Annotated in this window: 26 protein-coding genes; 17 read left to right on the top strand and 9 right to left on the bottom strand. The window is 61.9% G+C overall.

Annotated elements, in window-relative coordinates; genetic code table 11:
• The first annotated feature begins 21 nt into the window (after positions 1 to 21).
• Both EOI86_RS10035 and EOI86_RS10030 read left to right on the top strand, forming a co-directional pair.
• On the top strand, positions 22 to 846 hold the full coding sequence (locus tag EOI86_RS10035; protein ID WP_127764915.1) for an aspartate dehydrogenase: 825 nt from the start codon (positions 22 to 24) through the stop codon (positions 844 to 846).
• A gap of 183 nt (positions 847 to 1,029) precedes the next feature.
• Positions 1,030 to 2,400, top strand: coding sequence for an MATE family efflux transporter (locus EOI86_RS10030; RefSeq protein WP_127764914.1), 1,371 nt, complete (start codon positions 1,030 to 1,032; stop codon positions 2,398 to 2,400).
• 3 nt (positions 2,401 to 2,403) lie between these two features.
• On the opposite strand, the gene sigJ is transcribed toward EOI86_RS10030, so the two are convergent.
• The 4 genes from sigJ to EOI86_RS10010 all read right to left on the bottom strand — a co-directional run bounded on the left by sigJ (position 2,404) and on the right by EOI86_RS10010 (position 6,903).
• On the bottom strand, positions 2,404 to 3,324 hold the full coding sequence (gene sigJ, locus EOI86_RS10025) for an RNA polymerase sigma factor SigJ (RefSeq protein WP_127764913.1): 921 nt from the start codon (positions 3,322 to 3,324) through the stop codon (positions 2,404 to 2,406).
• Complete coding sequence (locus EOI86_RS10020) at positions 3,314 to 3,769, bottom strand: carboxymuconolactone decarboxylase family protein (protein WP_127764912.1); 456 nt, start codon at positions 3,767 to 3,769, stop codon at positions 3,314 to 3,316. The genes sigJ and EOI86_RS10020 overlap by 11 nt, the downstream gene beginning before the upstream one ends.
• Positions 3,770 to 3,888: 119 nt before the next feature.
• Positions 3,889 to 5,805 (bottom strand): gamma-glutamyltransferase, encoded by a 1,917-nt coding sequence (gene ggt, locus EOI86_RS10015; RefSeq protein WP_240035608.1) that lies wholly within the window; start codon positions 5,803 to 5,805, stop codon positions 3,889 to 3,891.
• A 132-nt stretch (positions 5,806 to 5,937) separates the two neighbouring features.
• Positions 5,938 to 6,903, bottom strand: a complete 966-nt coding sequence (locus EOI86_RS10010) for a GlxA family transcriptional regulator (RefSeq protein WP_127764911.1) — start codon at positions 6,901 to 6,903, stop codon at positions 5,938 to 5,940.
• 141 nt (positions 6,904 to 7,044) lie between these two features.
• Here EOI86_RS10010 and EOI86_RS10005 point away from each other — a divergent pair, with 141 nt between their 5' ends.
• From EOI86_RS10005 to EOI86_RS09985, 5 genes are read left to right on the top strand one after another with little or no spacing between them, the layout of a single operon-like run.
• Positions 7,045 to 7,938, top strand: a complete 894-nt coding sequence (locus EOI86_RS10005; protein WP_127764910.1) for a beta-keto acid cleavage family enzyme — start codon at positions 7,045 to 7,047, stop codon at positions 7,936 to 7,938.
• Between the two features lie 50 nt (positions 7,939 to 7,988).
• Entirely contained in the window at positions 7,989 to 8,969 is a 981-nt protein-coding gene (locus EOI86_RS10000; protein ID WP_127764909.1) for an L-carnitine dehydrogenase, read from the top strand.
• A 26-nt stretch (positions 8,970 to 8,995) separates the two neighbouring features.
• Entirely contained in the window at positions 8,996 to 10,156 is a 1,161-nt protein-coding gene (locus EOI86_RS09995; protein ID WP_127764908.1) for an acyl-CoA dehydrogenase family protein, read from the top strand.
• A 10-nt stretch (positions 10,157 to 10,166) separates the two neighbouring features.
• Positions 10,167 to 12,284: an acetate--CoA ligase family protein gene (locus EOI86_RS09990; RefSeq protein ID WP_127764907.1), complete on the top strand. Its 2,118-nt coding sequence runs from the start codon at positions 10,167 to 10,169 to the stop codon at positions 12,282 to 12,284.
• Positions 12,285 to 12,289: 5 nt separating this feature from the next.
• Positions 12,290 to 13,072, top strand: a complete 783-nt coding sequence (locus EOI86_RS09985; RefSeq protein ID WP_127764906.1) for a carnitinyl-CoA dehydratase — start codon at positions 12,290 to 12,292, stop codon at positions 13,070 to 13,072.
• A 15-nt stretch (positions 13,073 to 13,087) separates the two neighbouring features.
• On the opposite strand, the gene EOI86_RS09980 is transcribed toward EOI86_RS09985, so the two are convergent.
• The 5 genes from EOI86_RS09980 to EOI86_RS09960 all read right to left on the bottom strand — a co-directional run bounded on the left by EOI86_RS09980 (position 13,088) and on the right by EOI86_RS09960 (position 16,278).
• Entirely contained in the window at positions 13,088 to 13,843 is a 756-nt protein-coding gene (locus EOI86_RS09980) for a carbonic anhydrase (RefSeq protein ID WP_127764905.1), read from the bottom strand.
• 108 nt (positions 13,844 to 13,951) lie between these two features.
• On the bottom strand, positions 13,952 to 14,344 hold the full coding sequence (locus EOI86_RS09975; RefSeq protein WP_127764904.1) for a RidA family protein: 393 nt from the start codon (positions 14,342 to 14,344) through the stop codon (positions 13,952 to 13,954).
• Positions 14,345 to 14,392: 48 nt separating this feature from the next.
• Positions 14,393 to 14,839, bottom strand: a complete 447-nt coding sequence (locus tag EOI86_RS09970; protein WP_127764903.1) for a hypothetical protein — start codon at positions 14,837 to 14,839, stop codon at positions 14,393 to 14,395.
• Between the two features lie 48 nt (positions 14,840 to 14,887).
• Positions 14,888 to 15,538, bottom strand: coding sequence for a uracil-DNA glycosylase (locus EOI86_RS09965; RefSeq protein WP_127764902.1), 651 nt, complete (start codon positions 15,536 to 15,538; stop codon positions 14,888 to 14,890).
• Between the two features lie 56 nt (positions 15,539 to 15,594).
• Positions 15,595 to 16,278, bottom strand: a complete 684-nt coding sequence (locus tag EOI86_RS09960) for a LabA-like NYN domain-containing protein (protein ID WP_127765214.1) — start codon at positions 16,276 to 16,278, stop codon at positions 15,595 to 15,597.
• 477 nt (positions 16,279 to 16,755) lie between these two features.
• On the opposite strand from EOI86_RS09960, the gene rpoZ reads away from it, so the two are divergent.
• The 10 genes from rpoZ to EOI86_RS09910 all read left to right on the top strand — a co-directional run bounded on the left by rpoZ (position 16,756) and on the right by EOI86_RS09910 (position 25,455).
• Positions 16,756 to 17,148, top strand: coding sequence for a DNA-directed RNA polymerase subunit omega (rpoZ, locus tag EOI86_RS09955; protein ID WP_127764901.1), 393 nt, complete (start codon positions 16,756 to 16,758; stop codon positions 17,146 to 17,148).
• A 95-nt stretch (positions 17,149 to 17,243) separates the two neighbouring features.
• Complete coding sequence (locus EOI86_RS09950) at positions 17,244 to 19,406, top strand: RelA/SpoT family protein (protein ID WP_127764900.1); 2,163 nt, start codon at positions 17,244 to 17,246, stop codon at positions 19,404 to 19,406.
• 27 nt (positions 19,407 to 19,433) lie between these two features.
• On the top strand, positions 19,434 to 20,036 hold the full coding sequence (locus tag EOI86_RS09945) for a pyridoxamine 5'-phosphate oxidase family protein (protein ID WP_127764899.1): 603 nt from the start codon (positions 19,434 to 19,436) through the stop codon (positions 20,034 to 20,036).
• Positions 20,037 to 20,157: 121 nt separating this feature from the next.
• The gene (locus EOI86_RS09940; protein ID WP_127764898.1) at positions 20,158 to 20,724 is read left to right on the top strand and encodes a DUF2062 domain-containing protein; all 567 of its coding nucleotides are present in this window, start codon (positions 20,158 to 20,160) and stop codon (positions 20,722 to 20,724) included.
• Positions 20,721 to 21,146 carry a holo-ACP synthase gene (gene acpS, locus EOI86_RS09935; RefSeq protein WP_127764897.1) on the top strand — a complete coding sequence of 142 codons (426 nt, stop codon included), beginning with the start codon at positions 20,721 to 20,723 and terminating at the stop codon, positions 21,144 to 21,146. Before EOI86_RS09940 ends, acpS begins: the two co-directional genes overlap by 4 nt.
• A 173-nt stretch (positions 21,147 to 21,319) precedes the next feature.
• Positions 21,320 to 22,036, top strand: a complete 717-nt coding sequence (gene lepB, locus EOI86_RS09930; protein ID WP_127764896.1) for a signal peptidase I — start codon at positions 21,320 to 21,322, stop codon at positions 22,034 to 22,036.
• Positions 22,023 to 22,724, top strand: coding sequence for a ribonuclease III (rnc, locus tag EOI86_RS09925; protein ID WP_127764895.1), 702 nt, complete (start codon positions 22,023 to 22,025; stop codon positions 22,722 to 22,724). Before lepB ends, rnc begins: the two co-directional genes overlap by 14 nt.
• Positions 22,721 to 23,680 carry a GTPase Era gene (era, locus tag EOI86_RS09920; RefSeq protein ID WP_127764894.1) on the top strand — a complete coding sequence of 320 codons (960 nt, stop codon included), beginning with the start codon at positions 22,721 to 22,723 and terminating at the stop codon, positions 23,678 to 23,680. Before rnc ends, era begins: the two co-directional genes overlap by 4 nt.
• 62 nt (positions 23,681 to 23,742) lie before the next feature.
• Positions 23,743 to 24,666, top strand: coding sequence for an aminotransferase class IV (locus EOI86_RS09915; RefSeq protein ID WP_205032117.1), 924 nt, complete (start codon positions 23,743 to 23,745; stop codon positions 24,664 to 24,666).
• 45 nt (positions 24,667 to 24,711) lie between these two features.
• Entirely contained in the window at positions 24,712 to 25,455 is a 744-nt protein-coding gene (locus tag EOI86_RS09910; protein WP_127764893.1) for a sulfotransferase-like domain-containing protein, read from the top strand.
• Positions 25,456 to 25,496 lie beyond the last annotated feature (41 nt).

Below are 25,496 nucleotides of genomic sequence, written 5' to 3'. Positions count from 1 at the left end.
TGGATTACAGGGGAAACGAGGATGGCACAGGTGAAGGTGGCTTTGGCCGGGTTGGGGGCTGTCGGTCTGAAGGTGGCCGAATGGCTGGATAGCGATGACGCGCGGACTTTGGGGCAAGGCCTCGACCTTGTTGCGGCCACTGCCTCCAGCGAAAGCTCGGCGCGGACCAAATTGGCGGGACTGACGCATCAACCCAGTTATTTATCGCCCGGTGACCTGGCGGAGGCGGCCGATGTGGTCGTCGAATGTCTGCCGCCCGACCTGTTCCGCGCGGTCGCGGAACCGACGGTGAAGGCGGGAAAGGTCTTGATGCCCCTCAGCGTGACCCAATTGCTCGTGAATTGGGACATTGTCGATCTCGCAACGGAAACCGGCGCGCGGATCATCGTGCCGACCGGCGCGCTGCTGGGCTTGGACGCGGTCCGCGCCGCGGCGGAGGGGACGCTGCGGTCGGTCACCATGCGAACCCGCAAACCGCCGGCCGGCCTCGCCAAGGCGCCGTTCGTGATAGAGCAGGGGATCGACCTGTCCGACCTGTCGGAACCGTTGCGGCTTTACCAAGGCTCCGTCCGCGACGCGGCCCAGAAATTCCCAGCGAATGTGAATGTGGCGGTCGCGCTATCGTTGGCGGGCGCCGGACCGGATGAGACGCAATATGAAATCTGGGCCGATCCGGGGGTGACCCGAAACACCCATGTGATCGAGGTGGATGCCGCGGAGGTGTCGTTTGAGATGTCCATAGCGGGCGTCCCCACGGAAGAGAACCCGGCCACCGGCAAACTCACCCCGCTCAGCACCATCGCGGCCTTGAAGGCCCTCGTGCAGCCGCTGAAGATCGGAAGCTGAACCGGCTTTTCCGGTAATTTGGGTATACCGGAATCGGGTCGCCCGGTTGCCCCGGTGCCTTCGGCTGCTGTACTGACATAGGACAACAGTTCACGGGCTCATCTTAGGGAAGCGACAGACAAAAGGGACGGCGACGGACGCCGTAGGGGGATGTTTTGATGCCGATTTCCGGAATGGCCGGGCATGTCTGATCTTGTCGAGACGGTCGACAACACAGCCACAAGGACGCCGGACCTGTTCCGCCTGGGCATGTCCCTGGGCTTGGCCAATCTGGCGCATATCGCCATTGGCGTGACCGACGTCGCGATGATCGGGCGGCTCGGTGCGCCGGAATTGGCGGCGGCGACGCTCGCCAGTTCGATCTATCTGATGCTCTCCTTTGCGGGGATCGGATTTGCCATCGGCGTCGGCCCGCTGCTGTCCCGGTATCTGGGGGCGGGCGATACGGCATCGGCCGCGAATGCCTTGGCCGCGTCGGCGTTTTCGCTGGGGTTGGCCATGTTGCCTTGCATCGCCTTCATCGCCGCGATGGAACCGGTTCTGCTGGCTGTGGGGCAGGATGCTCTGCTTTCCGAACTGGCCGGGTCCTATGCGCATTGGCTGGCGCTCGCGCTGCCGTTCACCTTTGTGCATGGCTGGTTGTGGTCCATCGCGTCGGCACACGGTCATGGACGGGCCGTCCTGGCCATGTCGGTTTCCGCTGTGGCGGTGAATTTCGTGGGCAATTATGTGTTCATCTTCGGCGCGGTCGGAATACCCGCGTTTGGACTGCCGGGGGCGGGGATTAGCACCGCCTTGACCGGTTTGCTCACTGCTTTGGCCTTGGGGCTTTGGCTTTGGCGGATATCCGTTTTCGATGGCCTGTGGCGCGCTTGGCGGGTACATCTGGCGGTATGGCGGCAGATCAAGCCGGTGTTGCGCTATGCCGTTCCTTTCGCAGTCTTGGAGGCGGCCACCATGGCCTTTTTCGCGGTCGTGGCCATACTTGTCGGCTATCTGGGCCCCGTTCCCCTGGCGGCGCATTCGATCGTGCTGCAGTTGTCCGAGATCGGCATCGCCCTTGCCCTGGGGTTCAGTGAGGCGGCGGCGATCAGTGTCGCCTTCAATGATGGGCGGGATCACGGCGCGGCGCGGGGCAGGGCGATCCGCAATGCGGTTGCCATCGGGGGCGGCGGGATGATCCTTTTCGCCGTGGCCATCGGGCTTGGCCGCAATGGACTGGTTCCACTCTTCATTGGGGCGGATGTGCCGTTGGCCGACGAAACGATCGCGCTCGCGGCCCCGCTGATGCTTTTCGGATCCTTGCTGCTTGTCGTCGATAGCGGCCGCATCGTTCTGACCGGTGTGCTGCAAGGGTTGGACGACCCGCGCGCGCCCGCCGTCACCTCCATCCTGTGCTTTGCCCTGCTGGGAGTTCCGGCGGCGGGGCTTCTGGCTTTCCCCGCGGGTCTGGGCGTTCAGGGAATTTGGCTCGGCATGGCGTTCGGCATGGGGATGTCATCGGTCATTCTGACGGTCCGGGTGCGGCGCAAACTGTTGCTGAAAAGCGGTTAGTCCTCACGAAAATTCAACGTCGCCCAGATTGGTATCGGCCCAAAGGCGCTCCAGCTTCTCCGGGTTGCGGATCATATAGACGGTTCTGATTTGGCCGTCGACGATCTCGACCATCGCGGCTTGCCGCGTCCCGTCATGCTCCAGCGTTAGCAGGGCGGGAAGATCGTTGACCAAAGCGCGTCGTGTCAGGATCGGCGGGCCGATGGCGGGTTTGCGGGCAAGGCCGGCGAAGAACCTGGTGATCTTGTCAGCGCTTTTGATGACGTTCAGGGCCGCTGCCTTGCGGCCGCCGCCATCGGTATGCAATTGCGCGTCATGGGCAAGCACGCGTTTCAACAGATCCGTGTCACCGTCACGCGCCGCGGCGAAGAATGCATCCGCCAATTTATCCGCTGAGCCTGCTTCCGCTTCGAACCGGGCGCGGTTGTTGGCGATATTGCCGCGCGCCCGGCTGGCGAGCTGCCGGCAAGCCGCTTCGCTTCGGTCCAGCAGAACGGCGATTTCAGGGAAAGGCGTTTCGAAGATGTCGTGCAGAATGAAGGCGGCGCGTTCCAGTGGGGACAGCCGCTCCAACGCGGTCATCAGCGCGAAGGAAACGTCGCGGTCCAAGGTTTCCATCGAGGGGGGCGCATAGCTCGGATCGGTCAGGACCGGTTCCGGCAGCCAAGGGCCGACATATAACTCGCGCCGGCGCCGGGCCTGTTTCAACCGGTCCAGGCACAGCCTTGTGACAATGGTCGACAGATAGCCGGCCGGGTTCTCCACATCCATGACCGGGACCTTCCGCCAACGCAGCCAGGCGTCCTGCACCACGTCCTCGGCATCCGCGCGGGTGCCCAGCATGCGATAGGCCAGACCGATCAGCCGGCCGCGCTCGGTAGCGAACGCGGCCTCCCGGTTCGGGGTGACGATATCAGGCTGCATTTGCCGCAGCCGGATGCTGGCCGCGGAAACCGACCGAGATCCGATTCCAGACATTGATCGCGCCGATCAGCATCGTCAGGTTCACTTTCTCCTCATCGGTGAAATGCGGATCCAGGCCCTCATAGACATCGTCCGGCGCTCCGGTCTCGGCAACCAGGGTGAGGGATTCGGTCCAGGCCAGGGCGGCGCGCTCGCGGTCTGTATAAAGCGAGGATTCCCGCCATGCGGACAGCAGGTACAGGCGCTCCTCCGTCTCGCCGGCCTTCCGGGCGTCGGTTGTGTGCATATAGATGCAATAGGCACATCCGTTGATCTGCGAGGCGCGCGTCTTCACCAGCTCGATCAGGCTGTATTCCAGCCCGCTATCGCGCACGGTCTGTTCCAGACCGACCATGGCTTTCATGACTTTGGGCGAGGCTTTGAAATAGTCCAGGCGTGCTTTCATCCTGCTTCTCCTATCGATGATGTCTCTACGATGTCGACTGTTTCGGGGGTATGACGATGCGGGGCGCGGTCCTGTGACACGCGCGGAAAAGAAATTTGGCCGGGCGAGCGTAAGTCGGCTCAGTCCGCTCCTGCCTGAATGAAATCGAAAGCCTTTTCCAGGTTCGGCAGGACCTGACTTTCCCCGATGGCCGTGCCCTCGCGCCGCGGATCCGCGCCGCCCAGCAGTTTGTCGTCCTGTTTGACGATCATGTGCAGCCCGCTGGTCATGCTCCGTTGCTTGACGGTGAAGCCTAGATTTTCCAACTGCTCCACCGTGCCGGCGGCCATGCCGTCTTCGACCTCGACGCCGCTGTTACGGCTCAAATAGTGTTGCTGCGAGACGGCAGCTTGCGGGTCCATTTCCCAGTCCACCGTGTTCAGGATCGATTGCAGGACATAGCCGATGATGCGGCTGCCGCCGGGGGAGCCCAGGACCATTTCCAATTCGCGGTCCTCGTCGAAGACCAGGGTTGGGGCCATGGAGCTGCGCGGGCGTTTGCCGGGCTCGACCCGGTTGGCGATGGGTTTGCCGTCCCGTTCCGCCAGGAAGGAAAAGTCGGTCAGCTGATTGTTCAGCAGGAAGCCGCGCACCATCACCCGTGATCCGAAGCCGGATTCGATGCTGCTGGTCATGGAAACCGCGTTGCCGTCCGCATCGATGATCGAGATATGCGTGGTCGAGGGCAATTCCAGCGAGGTATCGGCGGCCGCCTGTTTGCCGCGCGGATGGCCGGGCTGCTTCTTGGATTTCTCACCCATCGCACGGTCCACCAAGCCCGCCCGGGCGCGGATATAGGCGTTTTCCAACAAGGCGTTGATGGGGACGTCCACGAAGTCCTCATCGGCCAGGTAATGGTTCCGATCCGCGAAGGCCAGTGCCGAGGCTTCCCCGACAAGGGCAATCGTGCCGGGGGCGCCCGGCCGGTATTCGTCCAAGGGAAACTCGTCCAGCACGGCGAGTGCTTGGAGCACCGTGAAACCGCCGGAGGAGGGCGGGCCCATGCCGCAGACCAGCCGCTCGCGGTACCGGCCGCACAGATTCGCGCGGCGCTTGGCCTCGTAGCCGGCCAGGTCGGTTGCGGTCATGACGCCGGGGTTCCGATGCGCGTTGCGAACCGCGTCGACGATATCCTGGCCGATCGGCCCGTCATAGAAAGCATCCGGCCCTTCCTCCGCGATCAGGCGGAAGGTTTCCGCCAGATCCGGATTCTTCAGGATCGTGCCGATCGCCTTCGGGGCGCCGGTGAAAGTGTAGAAATAATCGTTCGTGACCGGATTGCCGCGCAGGCCTTCGGTCCGCACAAGCAGGCTGTAGAGCCGCTCACTGACGGGAAAACCGTTTTCCGCCAATTGGATGGCAGGCTGGAACAGGTCAGCCCAGGGCAGCTTTCCGTGCCGCTGATGCGCCATATGCAGCATTTTCAGCAGGCCGGGCACGCCGACCGACGCACCGCCGATCACGGCATCCATGAAGCGTTTGGGCTCGCCGCCCGCGGTTAGGAAGGCATCCGGCTTCATTTTGGCGGGCGCCGTTTCGCGGCCGTCATAGCTGTCGAGACGGCGTTTATACTCGTCCCAATGCAGCATGAAGGCCCCGCCGCCGATGCCCGACGATTGCGGTTCGACAACATTCAGCACCATTTGCGCGGCAATCGCCGCATCTACCGCGCTGCCGCCGTTTTCCAGTATCTGCGCGCCGGCCTGGGCGGCTGCGGGATGGGCGGCGGCGATCATGTATTTCCCTGCCTCGACCGGCGTGGCGCTTGGTGCGGGGGCGGCCGTTTCAGCGGTCGGGGGTTCCGGCGCGACGGCTTCCTTGGCGGTACCTTCTAATGGCGCGGCTGCTTCGGTTTGCGGGGCTTTTCCGCCCGCCGCGATGTCTTGTGAGGGTTCGGGCGAGACCAGGGCTGAAATCATGCTGGCGATCAGGATCGATCCGCCGCCGAAAAGACATGCGCCGATCACCGCGTTCACCGGCCCGGGGAGGAGATTCATGATACTCTTTTCCGCCATATTCGCCTCTATTCCGTATCGCATTTTCCGGCCCTTTCGAGCCGCGGGAAAGGTATCGTAGTGCTTATCCCGATCCGGAACAACGATCGCACCGCATCCGTTTTAGGCGTCGATCTAGAGCGTGCGGATTCGACGTTCGTGTGACGGCGGATGGCCGAAAAGCGCTTTGAAGGCGCGGCTGAAATGGGCCGCGTCGGCGAATCCGTTGCCGAGCGCGATTTCGGTGATCGGCTGTTCCGTCTGTTGCAGCAGGGCGCGGGCGCGGCGCAGGCGCAAATCCCGGTAATAGGCCGCCGGCGTGGTTTCCAGCCAGCGCCGGAACAGCCGTTCAAGTTCACGCACCGAAATCCCGACCCGGCGGGCCAGGGCGCCGATCGGCAAGGGGGCTTCCAGGTTCTGTTCCATCATCGCGATGGCGGCGGTCAGGTTGGGGCTGCCGGCGCCATGGGTCGCGGCGAAACGCTGCGGCGCGTCGGCCGGCCGGATGCCGGGCAGGACGAATTCCTCCGCCATGAAGGTCGCCAGGGCCGGGCCGTGTTTGGCGGCGATCAAGGTCATCGCCATATCCATCGCCGCGGCCCCGCCGGCGACCGTGATCCGGTCCCGGTCGAATACGAAAACATCCTTTTTCACCAACACGTTGGGAAAGGTTTCTGCCATGCTGTCGAGGACTTCCCAATGGCTGGTCGCCTGGTAGCCGTCGAGCACCCCGGCGCGGGCAAGCACCAAGCCGCCGGTTTCGATCCCCACCAGGATTGCCCCGAACCGGGCCTGCCGCCGCAGATAGGAGAGCACGGCGGGCGACATGCCGCGTTCCGGCGCGTAGCTGGCATGGACGAAAAGCATATCCAGAATGGCGGTATCGGCGATCGAGGCGGTGACATTGTTGGAGATCCCGTTACTGGCCTCCACCGGCCCGCCGTCGACCGACAGCGTCATCCATTTATAGGCCGGGCGTTGCAGTTGGGTATTCGCCAGCCGGAAGGGCTCCAGGCTGGAACTCAACGCGAGTTGGGAGAACCGGGGAAGCAGCAGATGCCCCAGACGCACCGGTTCTTGACGGACCAGGAAGGCTTGCATCGGATTTCGCCCCGTTTACCGAGTTGGCGCTTTTCAACAAGGATAATGCGTTTTTGTTCAATCTTGAGCAAGGCGCGTGATTAGAGTCGCGGGACTGATTTCACTATGAACGATCCAAATCGAATTTGGGCGGGAGGCGTTATGAACTACGACGTTGTCATCACTTGTGCCGTTACCGGTTCCGGCGATTCGGTCGGCAAGCATCCGGCCATTCCGGTCACCCCGAAACAGATCGCCGAGAGCGCGATCGAGGCCGCCAAGGCCGGCGCCGCAGTGGTTCACCTGCATGTCCGCGATCCCGAAACCGGCGCGCCGAGCCGCGATCCCGACCTGTTTCGGCAGACGGTCGAACTGGTGCGCGAATCCAACACGGATGTGGTGATCAACCTGACCGCCGGGATGGGCGGGGACCTGACGCTGGGCCCGCCGGATGATCCGATGAACTACGACAAGGCCGCGACAGACATGGCGCCCTGGCAGGAGCGGGTTTCCTATGTCGACCAATTGCGGCCGGAAATCTGCACGCTGGATTGCGGCAGCATGAATTTCGGTTACGGCAATTACGTCATGACCAACACGCCGGTGATGCTGGCCCAATTGGCCGAAGCCATGGAATCCTATGGCGTGAAGCCGGAAATCGAGGTTTTCGACGCCGGCCACGTCGCCATGGCGCGTCACCTGATCGACCAGGGCCTGATCAAAAGCCCGCCGCTGTTCCAGCTGTGTCTGGGCATTCCCTTCGGGGCGCAGGCATCGCCCAACATGATGAAGGCGATGCGCGACGAATTGCCGGAAGATGCGATGTGGTCGGGCTTCGGCATTAGCCGAATGCAGATGCCGATGGTGGCCCAGGCGATCCTGCTGGGCGGCAATGTTCGTGTCGGTCTGGAAGACAATATCTACCTGGACAAAGGGGTCTTCGCGACCAATGCCCAACTGGTGGAGCGTGCCCGGACGATCGTCGAGGCGATGGGCGCACGCGTCCTGACGCCGGAGCAGGCGCGGGCCAAGTTCGGTCTTACCAAGCAAGTTTAACATGACTCTACAGGGCGCTGTAAACGCGTCCTATTTCAAGGAATAGAACGATGCGTAACATCGAAACGGTGGGGCTGATCGGCGGCGGTGTGATCGGCGCCGGCTGGGCCGCGCGCTGTCTGGCCAACGGGCTGTCCGTCATTGCCTTCGACCCGGGCCCCGGCGCGGAAGCGATCCTGCGGGCGAAAGTCGAAAACGCCTGGCCGGCGCTGACCAAGCTGGGCCTTGCGCCCGGCGCGGATCTGTCCCGGCTGAGTTTCGCCGCCAGCGTGGCCGAGGTCGCGTCCAAGGCGGATTTCATCCAGGAATCCGCCCCCGAACGGCTGGACCTGAAAACCAAGCTACATGCGGAAATCGATGCCGCCGCCCCAGCGGATGTGCTCATCGGATCGTCCACATCCGGCTTGTTGCCGAGCGATTTCCAGGCCGATTGCGCCCATCCGGAACGCGTCCTGGTCGGCCACCCGTTCAACCCGGTCTATCTGCTGCCGCTGGTGGAACTGGTCGGCGGCAAGAAGACCGCGCCGGAAACCATCGAAGCCGCGCGGTCCTTCTATACCAAGATCGGCATGTATCCGCTGCATGTCCGCAATGAGGTCGAAGGCTTTCTGTCCGATCGTTTGCAGGAAGCGCTGTGGCGGGAAAACCTGCATATCGTCAACGAAGGCATCGCGACGACCGAGGAATTGGACGACGCCATCGTCTATGGCCCCGGCCTGCGCTGGGCCTTCATGGGCGTCAACAAGACCTTCGCGCTGGCCGGCGGGGACGAGGGGATGCGCCATATGCTGCGCCAGTTCGGCCCGGCGCTGGAATTGCCCTGGACCAAGCTGAAGGCCCCGGAACTGACCGAAGATCTGATCGACAAGATGGTTACCGGCACAGAGGACCAACTGGCCGGCACCACGATCTCGGAGATGGAGCGCCTGCGCGACGATTGCCTGATCGCCATCATGCAGGCCCTGGAGACCTTCAATGAGGGCGCAGGACGCGTATTGAAGGAAAACCGCGACCGCATGGCGGCGGAATAACCGAACAAGAACAAGGGGCGGAAGTCATGGATTTCAGTCTGAGCGAAGAACATCGCATGATCGTCGAGACGGCCCGCCGTTTCGTGGAGGAAGAACTGTATCCCTACGAAGCAGAGGTCGAGGAAAGCGATACGCTGCGGCCGGAGCTGGCGGCGCAAATCCGCGAAAAGTCCATTGAACTGGGCCTTTACGCGGCGAATATGCCGGAGGAACTGGGCGGCGGCGGCCTGGATACCGTTTCCATGTGTTTGCTGGACCGGGAATTGGGCCGGGCCAATATGGCGCTGAATTACACGGTCGCGCGGCCGTCGAACATTCTGCAGGCCTGCGAGGGCGAGCAGCGGGAGAAGTATTTGTTCCCCTGTATCCGGGGCGAAAAGGTCGATTGCCTGGCGATGACCGAACCCGGCGCCGGATCGGACGTGCGCTCCATGTCTTGCAAGGCGGAACGGGATGGGGACGATTTCGTCATCAATGGCGTGAAGCATTTCATCAGCCATGCGGATTGGGCCGATTTCGTCATTCTGTTCGCGGCGACCGGGGAGGAAGAGACCCCGCGCGGACCGCGCAAGAAGATCACCTCCTTCCTTGTCGACAAGGGCTGGCCCGGCTTCACCGTGCGCCAGGGCTATAAGAACGTTTCCCATCGCGGTTATCACAATTTCATCCTTGAATTCGACGATTGCCGCGTGCCGTCCTCCCAGGTTCTGGGCGTTGTCGATCAAGGTTTCGACGTCGCGAACGATTGGCTGGGCGCGACCCGTCTGCAGGTCGCGGCCTTGTCGCTCGGCCGCTGCCACCGGGCGCTGGAACAGTCGCTGGACTGGGCGGTCGAGCGCAAACAATTCGGGCAGCAGATCAGCAAGTTCCAGGGTGTCAGTTTCAAACTGGCCGATATGAAAATGCGCCTGCACGCGGCTGAACTGTTGGTGATGGAAGCCGCCTGGAAACACGAACAGGGCGCCATGGAAGACATGGATGCGGCGATGGCGAAACTGGCCGCGACCGAAGCCCTGGCCTTCATCGCCGACGAGGCGATCCAGATCCATGGCGGCATGGGGTTGATGAGCGACCTGCCGCTTGAGCGGATTTGGCGCGATGCGCGGGTGGAGCGGATCTGGGAAGGGACCAGCGAAATCCAGCGCCACATTATTTCCCGTTCCCTTTTGCGGCCGCTTGGCGGTTAGGGAGACGTCCATGGATGGGCATTTGGACCCCGCGGCATCGGGCGGCGACGCCGAACAAGAGCGCGCGGGCAAGATCGACGGTCTGCGCCGCCTGTTGCGTCCCCGGTCGGTGGCCGTTATCGGCGGATACGAGGCTGCGACCGTCGTCGAGCAATCGCTGAAAATCGGGTTCGACGGTGAGATCTGGCCGGTGAATCCGCGCCGGGCCGATATGTCGGGCATTCCCTGTTTCGCAACGGTCGAGGACCTGCCAGGCGCGCCGGACGCGGCTTTCGTCGCGATCCCGCCGGACGCCACGGTCGATGTCGTCGAGCGGCTGTCGGCGCTGGGGACGGGCGGGACGGTCTGTTATGCATCCGGCTTCAAGGAAGTCGGCGGCCTCGGGATCAAACGCCAGGATGACCTGCTGGCGGCGGCGGGCGCCATGCCCTTCGTCGGGCCGAACTGCTATGGCGCGCTGAACTATCTGGACGGCGCGGCCCTGTGGCCGGACCAGCATGGCGGTGTCCGGGTCGAGCGCGGCGCTGCCATCGTCGCGCAAAGCGGCAATATTTCCATCAGCCTGACCATGCAGCAGCGTACCGTGCCGCTGGCCTATGTGATCAGCGTCGGCAACAAGGCCGATCTGGGTTTCGATGCCTATATCGACGCCCTGGCCTTGGACGAGCGCGTGACCTGTATCGGCCTGATCGCCGAAAGCATCGACGATATCGCCGCTTTCGCGCGGGCCGCCGCGCGGGCCAAGCAGGCGGGCAAACCCATTGTGGTCTTGAAGGCCGGCCGGTCGGACAAGGGCGCGCAGGCGACGATGAGCCACACGTCGTCGCTCGCCGGGTCCGATGCGCTGTATCAAACCTTGTTCGACGCCATCGGGATCGCACGGGTGGACGACCTGTCGACCTTGCTGGAAACGCTGAAACTGCTTTCCGTGGTGCCGCCGCTGTCGGGGAACCGGATCGCCTCAATGAGCTGTTCCGGCGGTGAAGCCTCGCTGATGGCGGATTTGGGCGAGGATATGGGGCTGACTTATCCCGACTTTTCGCAGGCGGTGCATGACCGCCTTTACGATGTCTTGGGCGACAAGGTGGCAATCGCCAATCCCTTGGACTACCACACCTATATCTGGGAAGACCGCCAGGCGATGACCGACTGTTTCGGCGCGGCCCTGTCGGCGGATGTGGATATGGGCGTGCTGGTCATCGATTTTCCGCATCCGGCCAAATGCGACACATCGGGCTGGGAACCGGCGATCGACGCCTATATCGATGCCGCCCGGATCAGCGGCCGCCCGGCCGCCGTCCTGGCCAGCATTTCCGAGAACATGACGCCGGAGGCTGCGGCACGGTTCCTGGAAGCCGGTGTCGTCCCCTTGCAGGGGCTGCGAGAAGGATTGGGCGCCATTGCCGCCGCCGCACGGGCCGGAAAACAGTCTGACTGGCTTCCGTCGCCAGTCGGCCCGGACCCTGTGGGCGAAGCCGTGGTATTGGACGAATGGCGGTCGAAGCAATTGGCCCGGCGCTATGGGTTGCGGACCCCGGAAGGATCGCTGGTCACCTCCGCGACGGAAGCGGTCGCCGCGGCGGAGGCTCTGGGCTTCCCGGTCGTCGCCAAGGCGGTTTCAGCGACCCTGGCGCATAAGACCGAAGCCGGGGCGGTAAAACTCAATCTGGGCGATGGGGATGCCGTTGCCGCGGCGGCGGAGCACCTGTTCACGCTGGCCGACCGGGTGATGGTGGAAAAGATGGTGGCCGGGTCGGTCGCCGAACTGCTGATTGGCGTGAACCGCGACCCGCAATTCGGACCGCATCTGGTGGTCGGCGCGGGCGGCGAATTGGTCGAACTGCTGAACGATGCCGCCATCATCCTGTTGCCCGCCACGCGGGAGCGGATCGAGGAGGCCTTGAATTCGCTGCGCTGCGCGCCGCTGCTGCGCGGCTATCGCGGCAGGCGCATGGCCGATTGGGAAGCGGTGGTCTCCGCGGTTGAAAGCGTCGGTGCGATGGTCACGGATTTGGGCGACCGGATTTTGGAAGTGGATATCAATCCGCTGATGGTTTTGCCCCAAGATGAAGAAGGGGGCCACGGCGCTGTTGCCGCGGACGCCCTGATACGATGGGTGGAGGAATAGAGAAGATGAGCGACTCCGTGAAAGTGGAACGCCGCGGCGCGGTGCTGGAAGTGACCCTGGACCGGCCGAAGGCGAATGCCATCGATGCCCCGACCAGCCGCGAAATGGGCGATGTCTTTGCGGCGTTTCGGGACGATCCCGAACTGCGGGTCGCCATTCTGACGGGCGGCGGGGACAAGTTCTTCTGCCCGGGATGGGACCTGAAAGCCGCCGCAGCTGGTGAGGGGCCGGACGAGTATTACGGCGTCGGCGGCTTCGGCGGTTTGCAGGAATTGCCGAACCTCAACAAGCCGGTGATCGCGGCGGTGAACGGCATCGCCTTCGGCGGCGGGTTCGAATTGATGATCAGCGCGGACATCATCATCGCCGCCGATCATGCCATGTTCGCCTTGCCGGAAATCCGGTCCGGCACCTTGGCGGATGCGGCGACGATCAAACTGCCGCGCCGCATTCCCCACCATGTCGCCATGGAAATGCTGTTCACCGGCCGCCGTTTCGACGCGGCGGAGGCGAAGCAATGGGGCGTGGTGAACGAAGTGGTGCCGGCGGCCGACCTGATGACCGTCGCGCGCGCGAAAGCCGACCTGCTGGCAAGCGGTCCGCCGCTGGTCTACGCGGCGATCAAGGAAGTGGTGCGCGAGACGAGCCACCTGCCGGTGCAGGAAGCCTTCGATCTCGTGACCAAGTCCAAACTACCGACGGTGAAGACGCTGTATTCCAGCGAAGATCAGAAGGAAGGCGCCATCGCCTTCGCCGAAAAGCGCGACCCGGTCTGGAAGGGGCGGTAAGGGGCGGACCCGAGCCTAGTCGCTGATCACGACCATGCGATTGTTGGCGGGCTGGACCGGGCGGAAATTGTCCGAGTACAAGGACGAGAATGCCTCGATCTGGCTTTTGCTGGCGGTGACGGCACCTTCCATCACATGCCAGGTAACGATCTCGGAGCAGGGCGGGGTGGTCAGCGACCCGCGATAGCGAAAGGCCGCATGGTCGCCGGGCAACAGATCGGCGGGGTCGATCTCATGCGTGGCCTCATGGGTGTGGCCCGCTTCCGGGATATGTTCGAAAACCGCCTCCAGAACCGGGTTGGCGTCGCCTTCTTCGATCATCACGCCGATCACGAACAAGTCGCCATAGTCGGATTTGTGCACGAAATGGACTTCGAGCGGCGCGTGCTTGCCATCGATTGTGTGCTCGGACAGGTGATGGAAGTGGAATTGAAGCAGGTCGTAGCGTCGGCTGCCCGCCACCAGCGACCCGCCATGGCCGCCCGTATTCACCTGGATCGTATGGCCGTTATTCACGACCGAGGGCGCGAAACCGTGCCAATCCACTTCCGGCGTTGATCCGCCGGCCGCAACTGCCGCAGCGGAAATGATGTCGATCGGCGATTGGGACGTGCCCGCGCAGGCCGCATTGCCGGGCGACAGTTCGGCCCAATGCTCGGGACCTTCGTGCCCTGAATACCCCCAATGGGCCTTGCCCCCGGCAGCCTGCACGCCGATGGGCGCCAGCAGGGCGCAGGCGGACAAAAGAAATGCGGAAATCTTGCGGGGCATGGGGGCAACTCCTCGATCAGCCTGCCGAATTGGCGGGAGAGCGGGAGATAGCCCGGAAATGCTTTCAAACCGGTTAATATCGCGGCGTTTTAGCCGAGAGGGTAGCGTTCAAGATTTCGCCGCGACGGCCTCAACCTCGATCTTCATTTTCGGGTCGGCCAGTCCGGAGACGACCACCAAGGTGGAAGCCGGTGCGATGCCGTCGGTCAGCACCTTGTCCCGACCTGTGCGGTAGGCGGCAACATAACGCGCGTCGGTGATATAGGCGTTCACCCGGACAAGATCCTCCAGCCCCATACCGGCATTCTCAAGGATCGCCTTCAAGTTCAGCCAGACATTTTCGGACTGTTCTTCCGCGCTGTCCGGCATCGCGCCGTCGGGCGTCAGGCCGACCTGGCCGGAAATGAACAAGGCGCGGGCGTCCTTAGGGATCTCCACGGCATGCGAATAGCGGGCAAGGGGCGCTGCGATGGTGTCTGGATTGTAGATGGTTAAGGTCATGGTCTGCCTCCCAATTCAATTGAGATTTGGTTCTGCTGCCAGTTCGTTTCAGGTTCCGGCAAGCGGATGCCAGACCCGGGCGAAGGCTTCCGCGTCCGCCCGGTTTCGGAACCATAGTGTGGCGGGGCCGGATACAGGAAGCACGATCAGCCAAGCGCCGGTGCAGCGCCGGTCGCACCAATCGGCGTATTTGCGCAGCTGCGCGTCGCTGACCGGGATTGTGGCCGTGCCGCCCGGTTTCGAAAGCGCGCCGTTCACCGGTGCGCGGATCGGCGTCCATGTCCGGCGGATTTCATCTTCCGGCGGGGGGCGGTTGGTTTCGGAAACCCCGCCGGCATCGCCCTCGAATTTGCCGCCGAAGCGTTTCGCGCCCGTCCAATCGTCGGCCTCGTCCGCGTCGCTTTCGATCTGGGCCTTCATGGCGCGCATCGCCCGCAGTATGAAAGCCCCGGCAACCAGGACAATGACGGCAAGAACAATGGCGGTTTTGATCATGAAGGGGTCCGGTCGGGTAGCACTGCGCGGACCATCCTGGGCGAGACGTCAGGCCCCGGCAAGAATTCCGTCCAGCGTATCGAAAACGGCATCGAACATTTCCACGGTCAAGCGGCCGGTATTCGTGTTGTAGCGGGAGCAATGATAGCTATCGACAAGGACTGCGCCGGTATCGGGTAGATCGTGAACGCTGCCATGGCCGAATTTGAAGGCGGATTGCTTGAACCCCAATCCCCGCAACGTCGCATTATGTGACAGAAGGCCCAGGCACAGCATGGCTTTCAGGTTCGGCATAGCCGCGATCTCGCGCGCCAGGAAGGGCAGGCAATTGGAAACTTCCGACCCAATCGGCTTGTTCTGTGGCGGGACGCAGCGCACCGCATTGGTGATCCGCGCATTGACCAGTTCCAGCCCGTCACCGCGGTGCTTGTCGTATGTGCCCTTCGCGTATCCATGACCGGACAACGTGGCATAGAGCAGATCGCCCGCGTAATCACCCGTGAAGGGCCGGCCGGTCTTGTTCGCGCCCTGCAGGCCGGGGGCCAGGCCGATGACCAGAAGTTCCGCGCCAAGCGGTCCAAAACTGTCCACCGGTCCGTTATGCCAATCGGGATGGGCCGCCCGGTTGTCCGCTCGGAAGGCGGCCAGCCTGGGGCAAAGCGCGCAAGTCTGTTCCGGAACTGAAAATTCTTCCGTCACGGCGTTTCCCGGTTGGACGACCTGAAAGGAGTGAGGTGAGGGGCGCGCGTGCCTGTTTAGACGCGCTCTACGACCGCTTCGTCGTCGTCGTCGAACTCTTCTTCATAGTCGTCTTCGTAATCTTCTTCGAGGTCGTCCTCGGCATCGTCGCGGTATTCGGCGGATTTGAAGTTTTCCTTCCGCGGCCGGGGCGCCGGGCGGGCCCCGTCATGGAAATTGCGCGCGACCAGTTTGGACAGTTCCGACAATTCGATGAAGTTGTCGCATTGCCGACGCAGTTCGTCGGCGACCATCGGCGGCGAGGTCTTGATGGTGCTGACGACGGTGACGCGTAGGCCTTTGCGTTGAACGGCCTCGGCCAGGCGGCGGAAATCGCCGTCGCCGGAGAACAACACGACATGATCCATATGTTCGGCCATTTCCAGAACATCGATCGCCAGTTCGATATCCATATTGCCTTTTACCTTACGGCGGCCCTGGGCGTCGGTGTATTCCTTGGCCGGTTTGGTAACCAGCGTGTAGCCGTTGTAGTCCAGCCAGTCGACAAGCGGACGGATCGGCGAATATTCCTGCTCTTCAAACAAGGCGGTGTAATAAAACGCGCGGACCATCTGGCATTCGCCGCGAAACTGGTCCAGCAGCTTCTTGTAATCGATATCGAATCCCAATGTCCGTGCAGCGGAATAAAGATTAGCACCGTCAATGAACAGAGCGACTCGCTCTTCCTTGTAAAACCCCATATCCATAATGTGAGCCCCCAAAAACTCAAAAACTTCGAAAATGACTTGTACCCGAATGACTTAGTGTTTTTTATCGTGATCAAGTCCGACCAAGCGGAATTTCTTACAGCTAGAATTTAAGTCCGACAAGTAAGTATCAAGTGTCGATGCGCAACTATTGGCAAAAGACAACGACGTTATTAGGCCCGAATGCGCCCGATATGAGGCTTTTTAGCGGGAATGCGGCGACCTTGACCCTTTCGGCCGGGGCACGACGCGTCTTGATGTTGCATTGCCCGCGCATCGACCGTATATTTCGCGCCTCAAAAATTTACCGAAAACTCCTGTCGTTCGGTTGGAAAGTTCAGACCGGGCCCACTATGTTGTTGGGTGTCGGTCTTTACTCGTGCGGCGTGGCGGGGCTCCCGGTTCAGTTGGGCCCAAGGTCGACACACCGCCGACGATGGCGACGAAAGCAAGATTGAAGGACGTTTTGGCATGGCGCGCGTTACCGTTGAAGATTGTGTAGAAAGAATTCCGAACCGTTTCGACCTGGTCTTGGTCGCGGCTCAGCGCAGCCGTGATATCGCGACCGGCGCATCGATCACGGTCGACCGCGACAACGATAAGAACCCGGTCGTGTCGCTGCGCGAAATCGCCGATGAAACCGTTCCCCTGGCTGAGTTGCAGGACCAGTTGATCCGCAACATGCAGCGCCATGTCGATGTCGATGAGCCGGAAGAAGTCGATATGATGGAGCAGATGTCGAACGGCACGCTGGAAGACAAGCCGGTGGAAGAGCCGGAGCCGGAGCCGATGTCGCCCTTCGCGCGGGCTCTGCCCGACATGCCGGCGTTCGAGGATATGGAGCCGGGCTTCTTTGAAGACTAAGCGATCCCTTTCGCAACCCGCTCGCGGGGCGGTTTTTTCTGGTACGGGCCGGTCTTCAACCGGCCCCTTTCCCCGATAAAGGGGTGTAAAGAAACATGTTGCGTCAGTATGAACTGGTGGAGCGTGTAAAGCACTACGATCCGGGCGCGGATGAGGGCCTCCTCAACCGCGCCTATGTTTTTGCGATGAAGGCGCATGGGACGCAAACCCGGGCATCGGGCGATCCCTACTTTTCCCACCCGGTCGAAGTCGCCGGGTTGCTGAGCGAGAAGCGCCTCGACGCATCTTCCATCGTCACCGGCCTGCTGCACGACACGGTCGAAGATACCGATGCCACGCTGGAGATCATTCAGGACACTTTCGGTCCCGAAGTGGCGGGCCTGGTCGACGGCGTCACCAAGCTGACCCAGTTGGAATTGCAGTCCAGCCGGACCAAGCAGGCGGAGAATTTCCGCAAGCTGGTGCTGGCCATGTCTCAGGACATCCGCGTTCTGGTCGTGAAACTGGCCGACCGCCTCCACAACATGCGCACGCTGCACTTCATCTCGAAAGAGGAGAAGCGCCGCCGCATCGCGCTTGAGACCATGGAAATCTATGTCCCGCTGACCGAGCGTATCGGCATCAGGGACTGGAAGGACGAACTGGAAGATCTCGCCTTCGCGGAATTGAACCCGGACGCGCGCAGTTCCATCGTCAACCGCCTGCATTACCTTCATGAGGAAAGCGGCGACACCATCGGTAAGGTGGTCGCAGAATTGCAGACCTTGCTTGAGGCGAACGAGATTGAGGCGACCGTTCTGGGACGGGAGAAGTCGCCATTCTCAATTTGGCGCAAGATGCAGCGACAAAATATTGGTTTTGAACAACTTTCCGATATCGTTGCCTTCCGGGTCATCGTCGAAAATCTCGGCGATTGCTACCGCGCATTGGGCTGTATTCACGGCCGCTATACGGTCACGCCGGGCCGGTTCAAGGACTATATTTCGCTGCCGAAGCCGAACGGATACCAATCCCTGCATACGGGCGTGATCGGGCCGGAGAACACCCGGATCGAGGTTCAGATCCGGACCCAAGAAATGCATGACGTGGCGGAATTGGGCGTCGCCGCGCATTGGCGCTATAAGGCCAACGGGTCGGAGGCACCGGCGCGCGAAGGGCGGCAATATCGCTGGATGCGCGACATGCTGGATATCCTGTCCAACGCGTCCGGGCCGGACGACTTTCTGGAAAACACCAAGATGGAGATGTTCGCCGATCAGGTGTTCGTCTTCACGCCGAAGGGCGATCTGCACGCCATGCCGCGCGGCTCGACGCCGGTCGATTTCGCCTATGCTGTCCATACCGATGTGGGCAACCGCACCGTGGGCGCCAAGATCAACGGCCGGATCAAACCGCTGCGGACCGAATTGCGCAACGGGGATCAGGTCGAAATCATCACCTCCAAGGCGCAGACGCCGTCACCCGCCTGGGAAGCCTTTATCGTTACCGGCAAGGCGCGGTCCGCCATTCGCCGCTTCGTTCGTTCCAAACAGCGCGACCAGTATTTCGGCCTCGGCCGCGAGGTGTTGGACAGCACCTTCCGACAGGGCGATTACGACCTGACCGAAAAGGCCCTGCGTGGGGTGACCGCGAAATTCAAGGTCGATACGGTCGACGACCTCTATGTCGCGGTGGGCGAGGGCAGGATCACCGGGCGCGATGTTCTCTATGCGGTCTATCCGGGCGCCAAGGCTGAACAGGCGCAGGAGCTGGAACAAAAGAAACAGCAGATCCCGCCGACGCAGAAAGCCAAGGATCCCCACCGTCACAGCGTGCCGGTGAAAGGGTTGATCAAAGGCATGGCGATCCATTACGCGCGCTGCTGCCATCCATTGCCGGGCGACCGGATCGTCGGCATCGTCACCACCGGCCGCGGGGTGACCATCCACACGATCAACTGCAGCACGCTGGAAGATTTCGCGGATTCGCCGGACCGCTGGCTCGATGTCAGCTGGGACACGGATGCGGAGGAACCGCAGGGCTTCATGGGGCGCGTCCATGCGGTGATCGCCAACGAACCGGGCAGTTTGGGGACGATTTCCAGCGTTATCGGCCGCAGCGGCGGCAATATCTTCAATCTGAAATTCACCAATCGCGGCGAAGATTTCTACGAGATGCTGCTCGATATCGAAGTTACCGGGGTCCGCCAGCTCAGCAACATTATGGCCGCGCTCCGCGCCACGCCGGTCGTCAATTCCGTGGACCGGGCCTTCAGCTAACATTCCGCCACGCCTAAGGGGAAAACCATGCAGACCATCGACAGCCTGGACGCTCTCGACGCTCTTTACGATGAACCCGTGCCGGCGTCGCTGACCAAGGTCGCGAAAAAGATGACGCCGCTGTATCGGCAATGGATCGAGGCGTCGCGCTTCCTGGTGATCTCCACCGTCGGGCCGGAAGGGACCGATGCCAGCCCGCGCGGCGAGGATGGGCCGGTGGTCAGGATCGTCGACGAACAGACCGTCTGGTTGCCCGATTGGCGCGGCAACAACCGGATCGACAGCTTGCGCAATATCGTTCGCGACGGGCGGGTCAGCTTGATGTTCATGGTGCCGGGCTGCGACAATGTCGTGCGCATCAACGGCCAAGCGGCGCTGACCGCGGATGAGGATATCCGCGTCACATTCGCGAAGAAGGACAAACTGCCCAAGACCGTTATCGCGGTCACGATTGGCGAGATGTATTTCCAATGCGCCAAGGCGATCATGCGGTCGCAATTATGGACCCCGGTGACGGAGAAACCCGCGGTGCCCAGTGCCGGGCAGTTCGTCAAGGAAATGAAGGAAGACTTCGACGCCGTCGCCTATGACGAAGGCTACCCGGAATACGCCGCCGGCCGGATGTGGTGAGAAAGGGGTGGTTGGGCTATCCGCTACAGCCACAATAATCCATGCTGCGCTTGCGTCGTAAAGCGCGACAGGCCAATTTCAATGTCTGACATATTCCACTAAGCGCACGGGTTTCCCGTTCATGTTCAAACGCCGCCGTAAGCGACAGGTTCACCACCATGTGCGGGAGGCCGTCTGGCCGACGATCGGGTGGCGGCGCAGCGCGGATTATTTCAAGCATCGCGTCGGGCGCCTGCCGGGTACGCCGTATTCCATTGCCGCCGGGTTTGCCTGGGGCGCCGCGATATCTTGCACGCCGTTCATGGGGCTGCACATTATTGGGTCGGCCATCGGGGCTTGGCTGACCCGGGGCAGTGTCCTGGCGGCGGCGCTGGGGACCCTGGTCGGCAATCCCTGGACCTTTCCCTTCATTTGGGCCTGGATCTACACGCTGGGTGTTTGGATTCTGGGCCGGGACGCGATTGAGCTGAATTACCAACATTTGAGCCTGTCCTACCTGGCCGATAATTTCTGGGCGATTTTCGTGCCGATGATGGTTGGCGGGGTGCCGACGGCTCTGGTCGTCTGGGCGGCCTTCTTCTTTCCCTTGCGGGCGATGGTGGCCAAGTATCAGTTGATCCGCCGCGCGCGTATCGCGGCCAAGAAAAATCGGGACATTTCCGAAGGTGGGACGGGGGCTGCGGTATGATCATTGGATTGGGAACCGACCTTTGCGATATCGGCCGTATCCGCGACACGTTGGAACAATTTGGTGAGCGGTTCACACACCGGCTCTATACCGATCAGGAACGGATGCGCGCGGAACGGCGGCCGGCGCGCCGCGCTGACCGGTACGCGCAGATGTTCGCCGCGAAAGAGGCCTGTTCCAAGGCGCTCGGCACAGGATTCCGAAAAGGCGTGTTCTGGCGCGACATGGAAGTCGTGCCGCTGCCATCGGGCAAGCCGACCCTGAACATTACCGGCGGGGCGCGCGAACGGCTGTTGGGCTTGACCCCGGCCGGGTTCAAATCGCTTGCGAATGTCAGTCTCACCGACGAGTCGGGATTGGCCCAGGCGGTGGTGATCCTGTCCGCCGTACCGCTGGATTGGCCCGATCCGACGGACCCCTGAGGGCCGCCGGAACCCTAGGCTGGTGTCCGGCTTGCCCGGTGTGACCCGCCGCCGCCTTGACTTGCGGCGACGCGCCGGGCCTTATCCCGCGCCGGGATGGAATTTTCGCGATGCACCGCCGAAAGAGGCAGGTTGCGGCGCGGATTGATTGAGGTGAAGAGAGGCCGCATTTCATGGAGTTGTTCAAAACCCTCGTGTTCGCGCTTGCGATCGCACTTGGCGTGCGGACTTTCGCGTTCGAGCCGTTCAATATTCCGTCCGGTTCGATGATCCCGACGTTGTTAATCGGGGACTATCTGTTCGTCTCGAAATTTTCCTACGGCTACAGCCAGTATTCCTTTCCCCTGGGCCTGATTCCTTTTTCAGGGCGGATTTTGGGTGATGAGCCGGAGCGCGGCGATGTCGCTGTGTTCCGCCTGCCCACGGATACCAAGATCGATTATATCAAACGCGTCATCGGCCTGCCGGGCGACAAGATCCAGGTGACGGGCGGTATCCTCCACATCAATGGCAAAGCCGTTGAGCGCCGCCGTATGGAAGATTATGTCGTCAACAGGGGCACGGTGGCGGAGAAACATATCCGCCAATATGAGGAAACCCTGCCGAATGGGGTGAAGCATAGGATTATCGAGGAACGCGGCGACAATTGGCATCTGGACAATACGCGGGTCTATACGGTGCCTGAAGGTCATTATTTCATGATGGGCGACAACCGCGACAACTCGCAGGATAGCCGCGTGTTGAGCCAGGTCGGCTTCGTACCCGCGGAAAACCTGATTGGCCGCGCGGAAAGGCTTTTCTTCTCGACCGACGGCAGCGCGGAGGTCTGGGAAATCTGGAACTGGCCGTTCGCGATCCGGTATGGACGTCTGCTCAATGGGATCAACTAAACCGATCGACGCCACCCTGATTGCCGCGCTTCAGCTCGGCGACACGGATTTGACCGATGCGGACAAGGACCTGCTGCGGCGGGCGTTGACGCATCGCAGTTTGATCGGCGCCGGCACCAGCTATGAACGTCTGGAATTTCTGGGCGACCGCGTTCTGGGCCTGATCGTTGCCGAAATGCTGTTGAAGGCGTTCCCGCAGGAGGACGAAGGCCCCATCGCGAAGCGGCATGCAGGCCTTGTCCGTAAAGAGACATTGGCCGAGGTCGCTACCCAGATCGGCCTGCCGGCCTATATCCTGATGTCGGCGGGTGAGGAGACATCGGGCGGGCGTCAGAACAGTGCCATCACCAGCGATGTATGCGAAGCCATAATCGCGGCGATCTATCGTATTGGTGGATTGGGGGCGGCCCAGCGCTTTGTCGAGCCACTTTGGCGTCCGTTCCTGGAGCGCGAGCTTGAACCGCCGCGTGACGCGAAGACCAGTCTGCAGGAATGGTTGCAGGGGCGCGGACAGCCCTTGCCGACATATGAAATCGTCGAACGCAGCGGCCCCGACCACGCACCGGTATTCACGATTGCCGCGAAGGTGAAGGACGGGACATCCAGAAGCGCGACGGGACGGTCCAAGCGGGCGGCGGAACAAGCGGCCGCAACGGCCTTGCTGGCGGAGTTGAAGAAAGCAGAATGACCACCCATAACACCAAATCCGGCAAGTCCGGTGGCCCAGACGACCCCAGCGACCCGAACGGCGGAGAAACCCGGTGTGGTTTTGTTGCCGTAATCGGTGCGCCGAATGCGGGGAAGTCTACCCTGGTCAACCTGCTGGTCGGCGCGAAAGTGTCGATCGTCACTCATAAGGTCCAAACGACCCGGACCCGCGTCATGGGCATCGCGATGAAGGGGCAGGCGCAGATCGTCTTCATCGATACGCCCGGGATTTTCCAGCCGAAACGCCGCCTGGATCGCGCAATGGTCGGCGCCGCCTGGATGGGCGTGGACGAGGCCGATCAAACGGTCTTCCTGATCGATGCGTCGGTCGGATTGAACGCGGAAAACCAGGCGATCCTGGATGGTCTTGTGCAACGCAAGGCGAAAGCCGTGCTGGCCCTGAACAAGATCGATCTGGTGAAGCGTGAAAAGCTGCTGGAACTGGCAGCCACGTTGAACGAATCCGGCGCCTTTACGGACACGTTCATGATTTCGGCCCTGAAGGGCTACGGCGCGCAGGATTTGCTGGACCATTTGGCGGCCAATGTTTCGCCGGGCCCCTGGATGTTTCCGGAAGACCAGCTTTCCGACATGCCACAGATGCTGTTGGCTGCGGAAGTGACGCGTGAGAAGCTGTTCCTCAACGTCCACCAGGAACTACCCTATGCGACCACGGTCGAGACCGAGTTGTGGGAGCCGACGAATGACGGCGGGGTGAAGATCGAGCAGACCATCTATGTCGCCCGCGACAGCCAAAAGGCCATCATCCTGGGCAAGGGCGGCCAACGCGTGAAGGTCATCGGTAAATCAGCGCGCGAGGAACTGGTCGAGTTGCTCGGCTGTCCGGTTCATCTCTATCTTTTTGTAAAGGTCCGCGAACGCTGGCAAGACGACCCGGCCCGCTATCGCGTCTGGAACCTGGATTTCAACGCCTGACGGCGCGTAGTGTTGGAGTGGGGTAGGGTGCCGGTTTGCGCCCATCGGTGTTTGGAGGCGACATGAACATGGAAACGGGCAGCCATGCCCATCATGAGGATCCGCGCAACGAAACGGTCCGGATCTATGTGAACGGGCGGATTGTTCCCCGCGCTGAGGCGGTTGTCTCCGTCTTCGATTCCGGTTTCCTCTTGGGGGACGGCGTTTGGGAAGGGATCCGCCTGCACAACAACAAGTTGGCCTTCCTGGAAGAGCATCTGGACCGTCTTTATGAAGGCGCAAAGGCCATTGACCTCGATATCGGTATGGCGCCGGCGGAATTGGCCAAGAAAATCATGGACACCTGCGCAGCCAACGGCATGCATTCGGGCGTTCATATCCGACTGGTCGTCAGCCGCGGCTTGAAGAGCACCCCCTATCAAAGCCCGAAGGCCAATGTCGGTGGCGCGACGGTCGTGATTATCCCGGAATGGAAGGAAGCCCATCCGACCGCCAAGGAACGGCCGATGTCGCTGTTCACCGCCCATGTCCGTCGCGGCGCGCCGGATGTGCAGGACCCGATGTGGAACAGCTTGAGTAAGCTGAATTGCATCGCCGCCTGCATTCAGGCGGACAAGGCCGGCGCGGATGAAGCGTTGATGCTGGACCCGCACGGCTTTGTCGCGACCTGCAATTCGACGCATTTCTTCATCGTCCGCAAGGGTGAGCTTTGGACCTCTACCGGCAAGTACTGCCTGAAGGGCATCACGCGGGGTAACATCATCGAATTGGCGCACCGGAACGCCGTTCCCGTCTATCAGAAGGATTTCAGCCTGACCGAAGTCTACGGCGCGGAGGAGGCCTTTGTGACAGGGACGTTCGCCGGCGTCATGCCGGTGGGCACGGTCGACGGTCGGCAGATCGGTGATGGCGGACGGGGTCAGATGACGGCGCGGCTTCAGTCGCTCTACGCCGATTTGATCCAGCAGGAATGTCCGGCCGACTAGCGGCGTGGTCCGAAGTTTGAGTTCGGTGAACGAGGGATACTGGGAATGAGCGACGAGAACGCCCCGATCCGGATCGCCATGTGGTCCGGCCCGCGCAACATCTCGACGGCGATGATGCGCTCGTTCGAAAACCGGGCCGACTGTGCGGTCTCGGACGAACCCTTCTATGCCGCCTATCTCTACGAGACCGGCCTGGACCATCCGATGCGCGGTGCGGTGATCGCCTCTCAGCCCACCGACTGGCGCAATGTGGTGCGCCACGTGACCGGTTCTGTGCCGGACGGAAAACCCGTCTGGTATCAGAAGCACATGACCCATCACATGCTGCCGCATTATGGGTTGAATTGGACGGACGGGATGGCGAATTGCTTCCTGATCCGCGACCCGGCATTCGTCGTCGCGTCCTATGCGGCGAAACGGGAAGAGGTGACGGCGGCGGATCTGGGTTATCACCGGCAAATCGAGTTGTTCGACCGAGTCTGCGACATGCTGGGCAGCGCGCCGCCGGTCCTGGAGTCTGCGGATGTGCTGAAGAATCCCGAAGGGATGTTGTCGGCGCTGTGCGCCAGGGTCGGTATTCCCTTCGACGCGGCGATGCTGAATTGGCCGGACGGGCCGCGCGACAGCGATGGGGTCTGGGGCGCGCATTGGTACGCCTCCGTTAACGCATCCACCGGCTTCATGCCCTATACTGAAAAGGAAGCGGTGGTGCCGGACAGGCTGAAACCGGTCTATGAAGCCTGTTTGGACCCGTACAATACACTTGTGAAACATCGCTTGGTTGTTTGACGGCGCGGGCGGGATCATAGTCCGGCCATTCAAGACATCGA

Source organism: Hwanghaeella grinnelliae (assembly GCF_004005845.1).
Taxonomy (GTDB): Bacteria; Pseudomonadota; Alphaproteobacteria; order UBA8366; family Aestuariispiraceae; genus Hwanghaeella; species Hwanghaeella grinnelliae.
Note: the sequence above shows the minus strand (reverse complement) of the source record. Positions and strands in the feature narration are given on the sequence as shown.

What these genes read in the sequence shown, in the direction of transcription:
- EOI86_RS09915 (WP_205032117.1), top strand. Translation starts at nt 23,743, where the DNA reads ATGAACATGGAAACGGGCAGCCATGCCCATCATGAGGATCCGCGCAAC.
- lepB (WP_127764896.1), top strand. Translation starts at nt 21,320, where the DNA reads ATGGAGTTGTTCAAAACCCTCGTGTTCGCGCTTGCGATCGCACTTGGC.
- sigJ (WP_127764913.1), bottom strand. Translation starts at nt 3,324, where the DNA reads ATGCAGCCTGATATCGTCACCCCGAACCGGGAGGCCGCGTTCGCTACC.
- rnc (WP_127764895.1), top strand. Translation starts at nt 22,023, where the DNA reads ATGGGATCAACTAAACCGATCGACGCCACCCTGATTGCCGCGCTTCAG.
- EOI86_RS09990 (WP_127764907.1), top strand. Translation starts at nt 10,167, where the DNA reads ATGGATGGGCATTTGGACCCCGCGGCATCGGGCGGCGACGCCGAACAA.
- rpoZ (WP_127764901.1), top strand. Translation starts at nt 16,756, where the DNA reads ATGGCGCGCGTTACCGTTGAAGATTGTGTAGAAAGAATTCCGAACCGT.
- EOI86_RS10010 (WP_127764911.1), bottom strand. Translation starts at nt 6,903, where the DNA reads ATGCAAGCCTTCCTGGTCCGTCAAGAACCGGTGCGTCTGGGGCATCTG.
- EOI86_RS10020 (WP_127764912.1), bottom strand. Translation starts at nt 3,769, where the DNA reads ATGAAAGCACGCCTGGACTATTTCAAAGCCTCGCCCAAAGTCATGAAA.
- EOI86_RS09975 (WP_127764904.1), bottom strand. Translation starts at nt 14,344, where the DNA reads ATGACCTTAACCATCTACAATCCAGACACCATCGCAGCGCCCCTTGCC.
- EOI86_RS09940 (WP_127764898.1), top strand. Translation starts at nt 20,158, where the DNA reads ATGTTCAAACGCCGCCGTAAGCGACAGGTTCACCACCATGTGCGGGAG.
- EOI86_RS10000 (WP_127764909.1), top strand. Translation starts at nt 7,989, where the DNA reads ATGCGTAACATCGAAACGGTGGGGCTGATCGGCGGCGGTGTGATCGGC.
- EOI86_RS10030 (WP_127764914.1), top strand. Translation starts at nt 1,030, where the DNA reads ATGTCTGATCTTGTCGAGACGGTCGACAACACAGCCACAAGGACGCCG.
- EOI86_RS09910 (WP_127764893.1), top strand. Translation starts at nt 24,712, where the DNA reads ATGAGCGACGAGAACGCCCCGATCCGGATCGCCATGTGGTCCGGCCCG.
- EOI86_RS09995 (WP_127764908.1), top strand. Translation starts at nt 8,996, where the DNA reads ATGGATTTCAGTCTGAGCGAAGAACATCGCATGATCGTCGAGACGGCC.
- era (WP_127764894.1), top strand. Translation starts at nt 22,721, where the DNA reads ATGACCACCCATAACACCAAATCCGGCAAGTCCGGTGGCCCAGACGAC.
- EOI86_RS10035 (WP_127764915.1), top strand. Translation starts at nt 22, where the DNA reads ATGGCACAGGTGAAGGTGGCTTTGGCCGGGTTGGGGGCTGTCGGTCTG.
- EOI86_RS10005 (WP_127764910.1), top strand. Translation starts at nt 7,045, where the DNA reads ATGAACTACGACGTTGTCATCACTTGTGCCGTTACCGGTTCCGGCGAT.
- EOI86_RS09945 (WP_127764899.1), top strand. Translation starts at nt 19,434, where the DNA reads ATGCAGACCATCGACAGCCTGGACGCTCTCGACGCTCTTTACGATGAA.
- EOI86_RS09985 (WP_127764906.1), top strand. Translation starts at nt 12,290, where the DNA reads ATGAGCGACTCCGTGAAAGTGGAACGCCGCGGCGCGGTGCTGGAAGTG.
- ggt (WP_240035608.1), bottom strand. Translation starts at nt 5,805, where the DNA reads ATGAATCTCCTCCCCGGGCCGGTGAACGCGGTGATCGGCGCATGTCTT.
- EOI86_RS09960 (WP_127765214.1), bottom strand. Translation starts at nt 16,278, where the DNA reads ATGGGGTTTTACAAGGAAGAGCGAGTCGCTCTGTTCATTGACGGTGCT.
- acpS (WP_127764897.1), top strand. Translation starts at nt 20,721, where the DNA reads ATGATCATTGGATTGGGAACCGACCTTTGCGATATCGGCCGTATCCGC.
- EOI86_RS09980 (WP_127764905.1), bottom strand. Translation starts at nt 13,843, where the DNA reads ATGCCCCGCAAGATTTCCGCATTTCTTTTGTCCGCCTGCGCCCTGCTG.
- EOI86_RS09970 (WP_127764903.1), bottom strand. Translation starts at nt 14,839, where the DNA reads ATGATCAAAACCGCCATTGTTCTTGCCGTCATTGTCCTGGTTGCCGGG.
- EOI86_RS09950 (WP_127764900.1), top strand. Translation starts at nt 17,244, where the DNA reads ATGTTGCGTCAGTATGAACTGGTGGAGCGTGTAAAGCACTACGATCCG.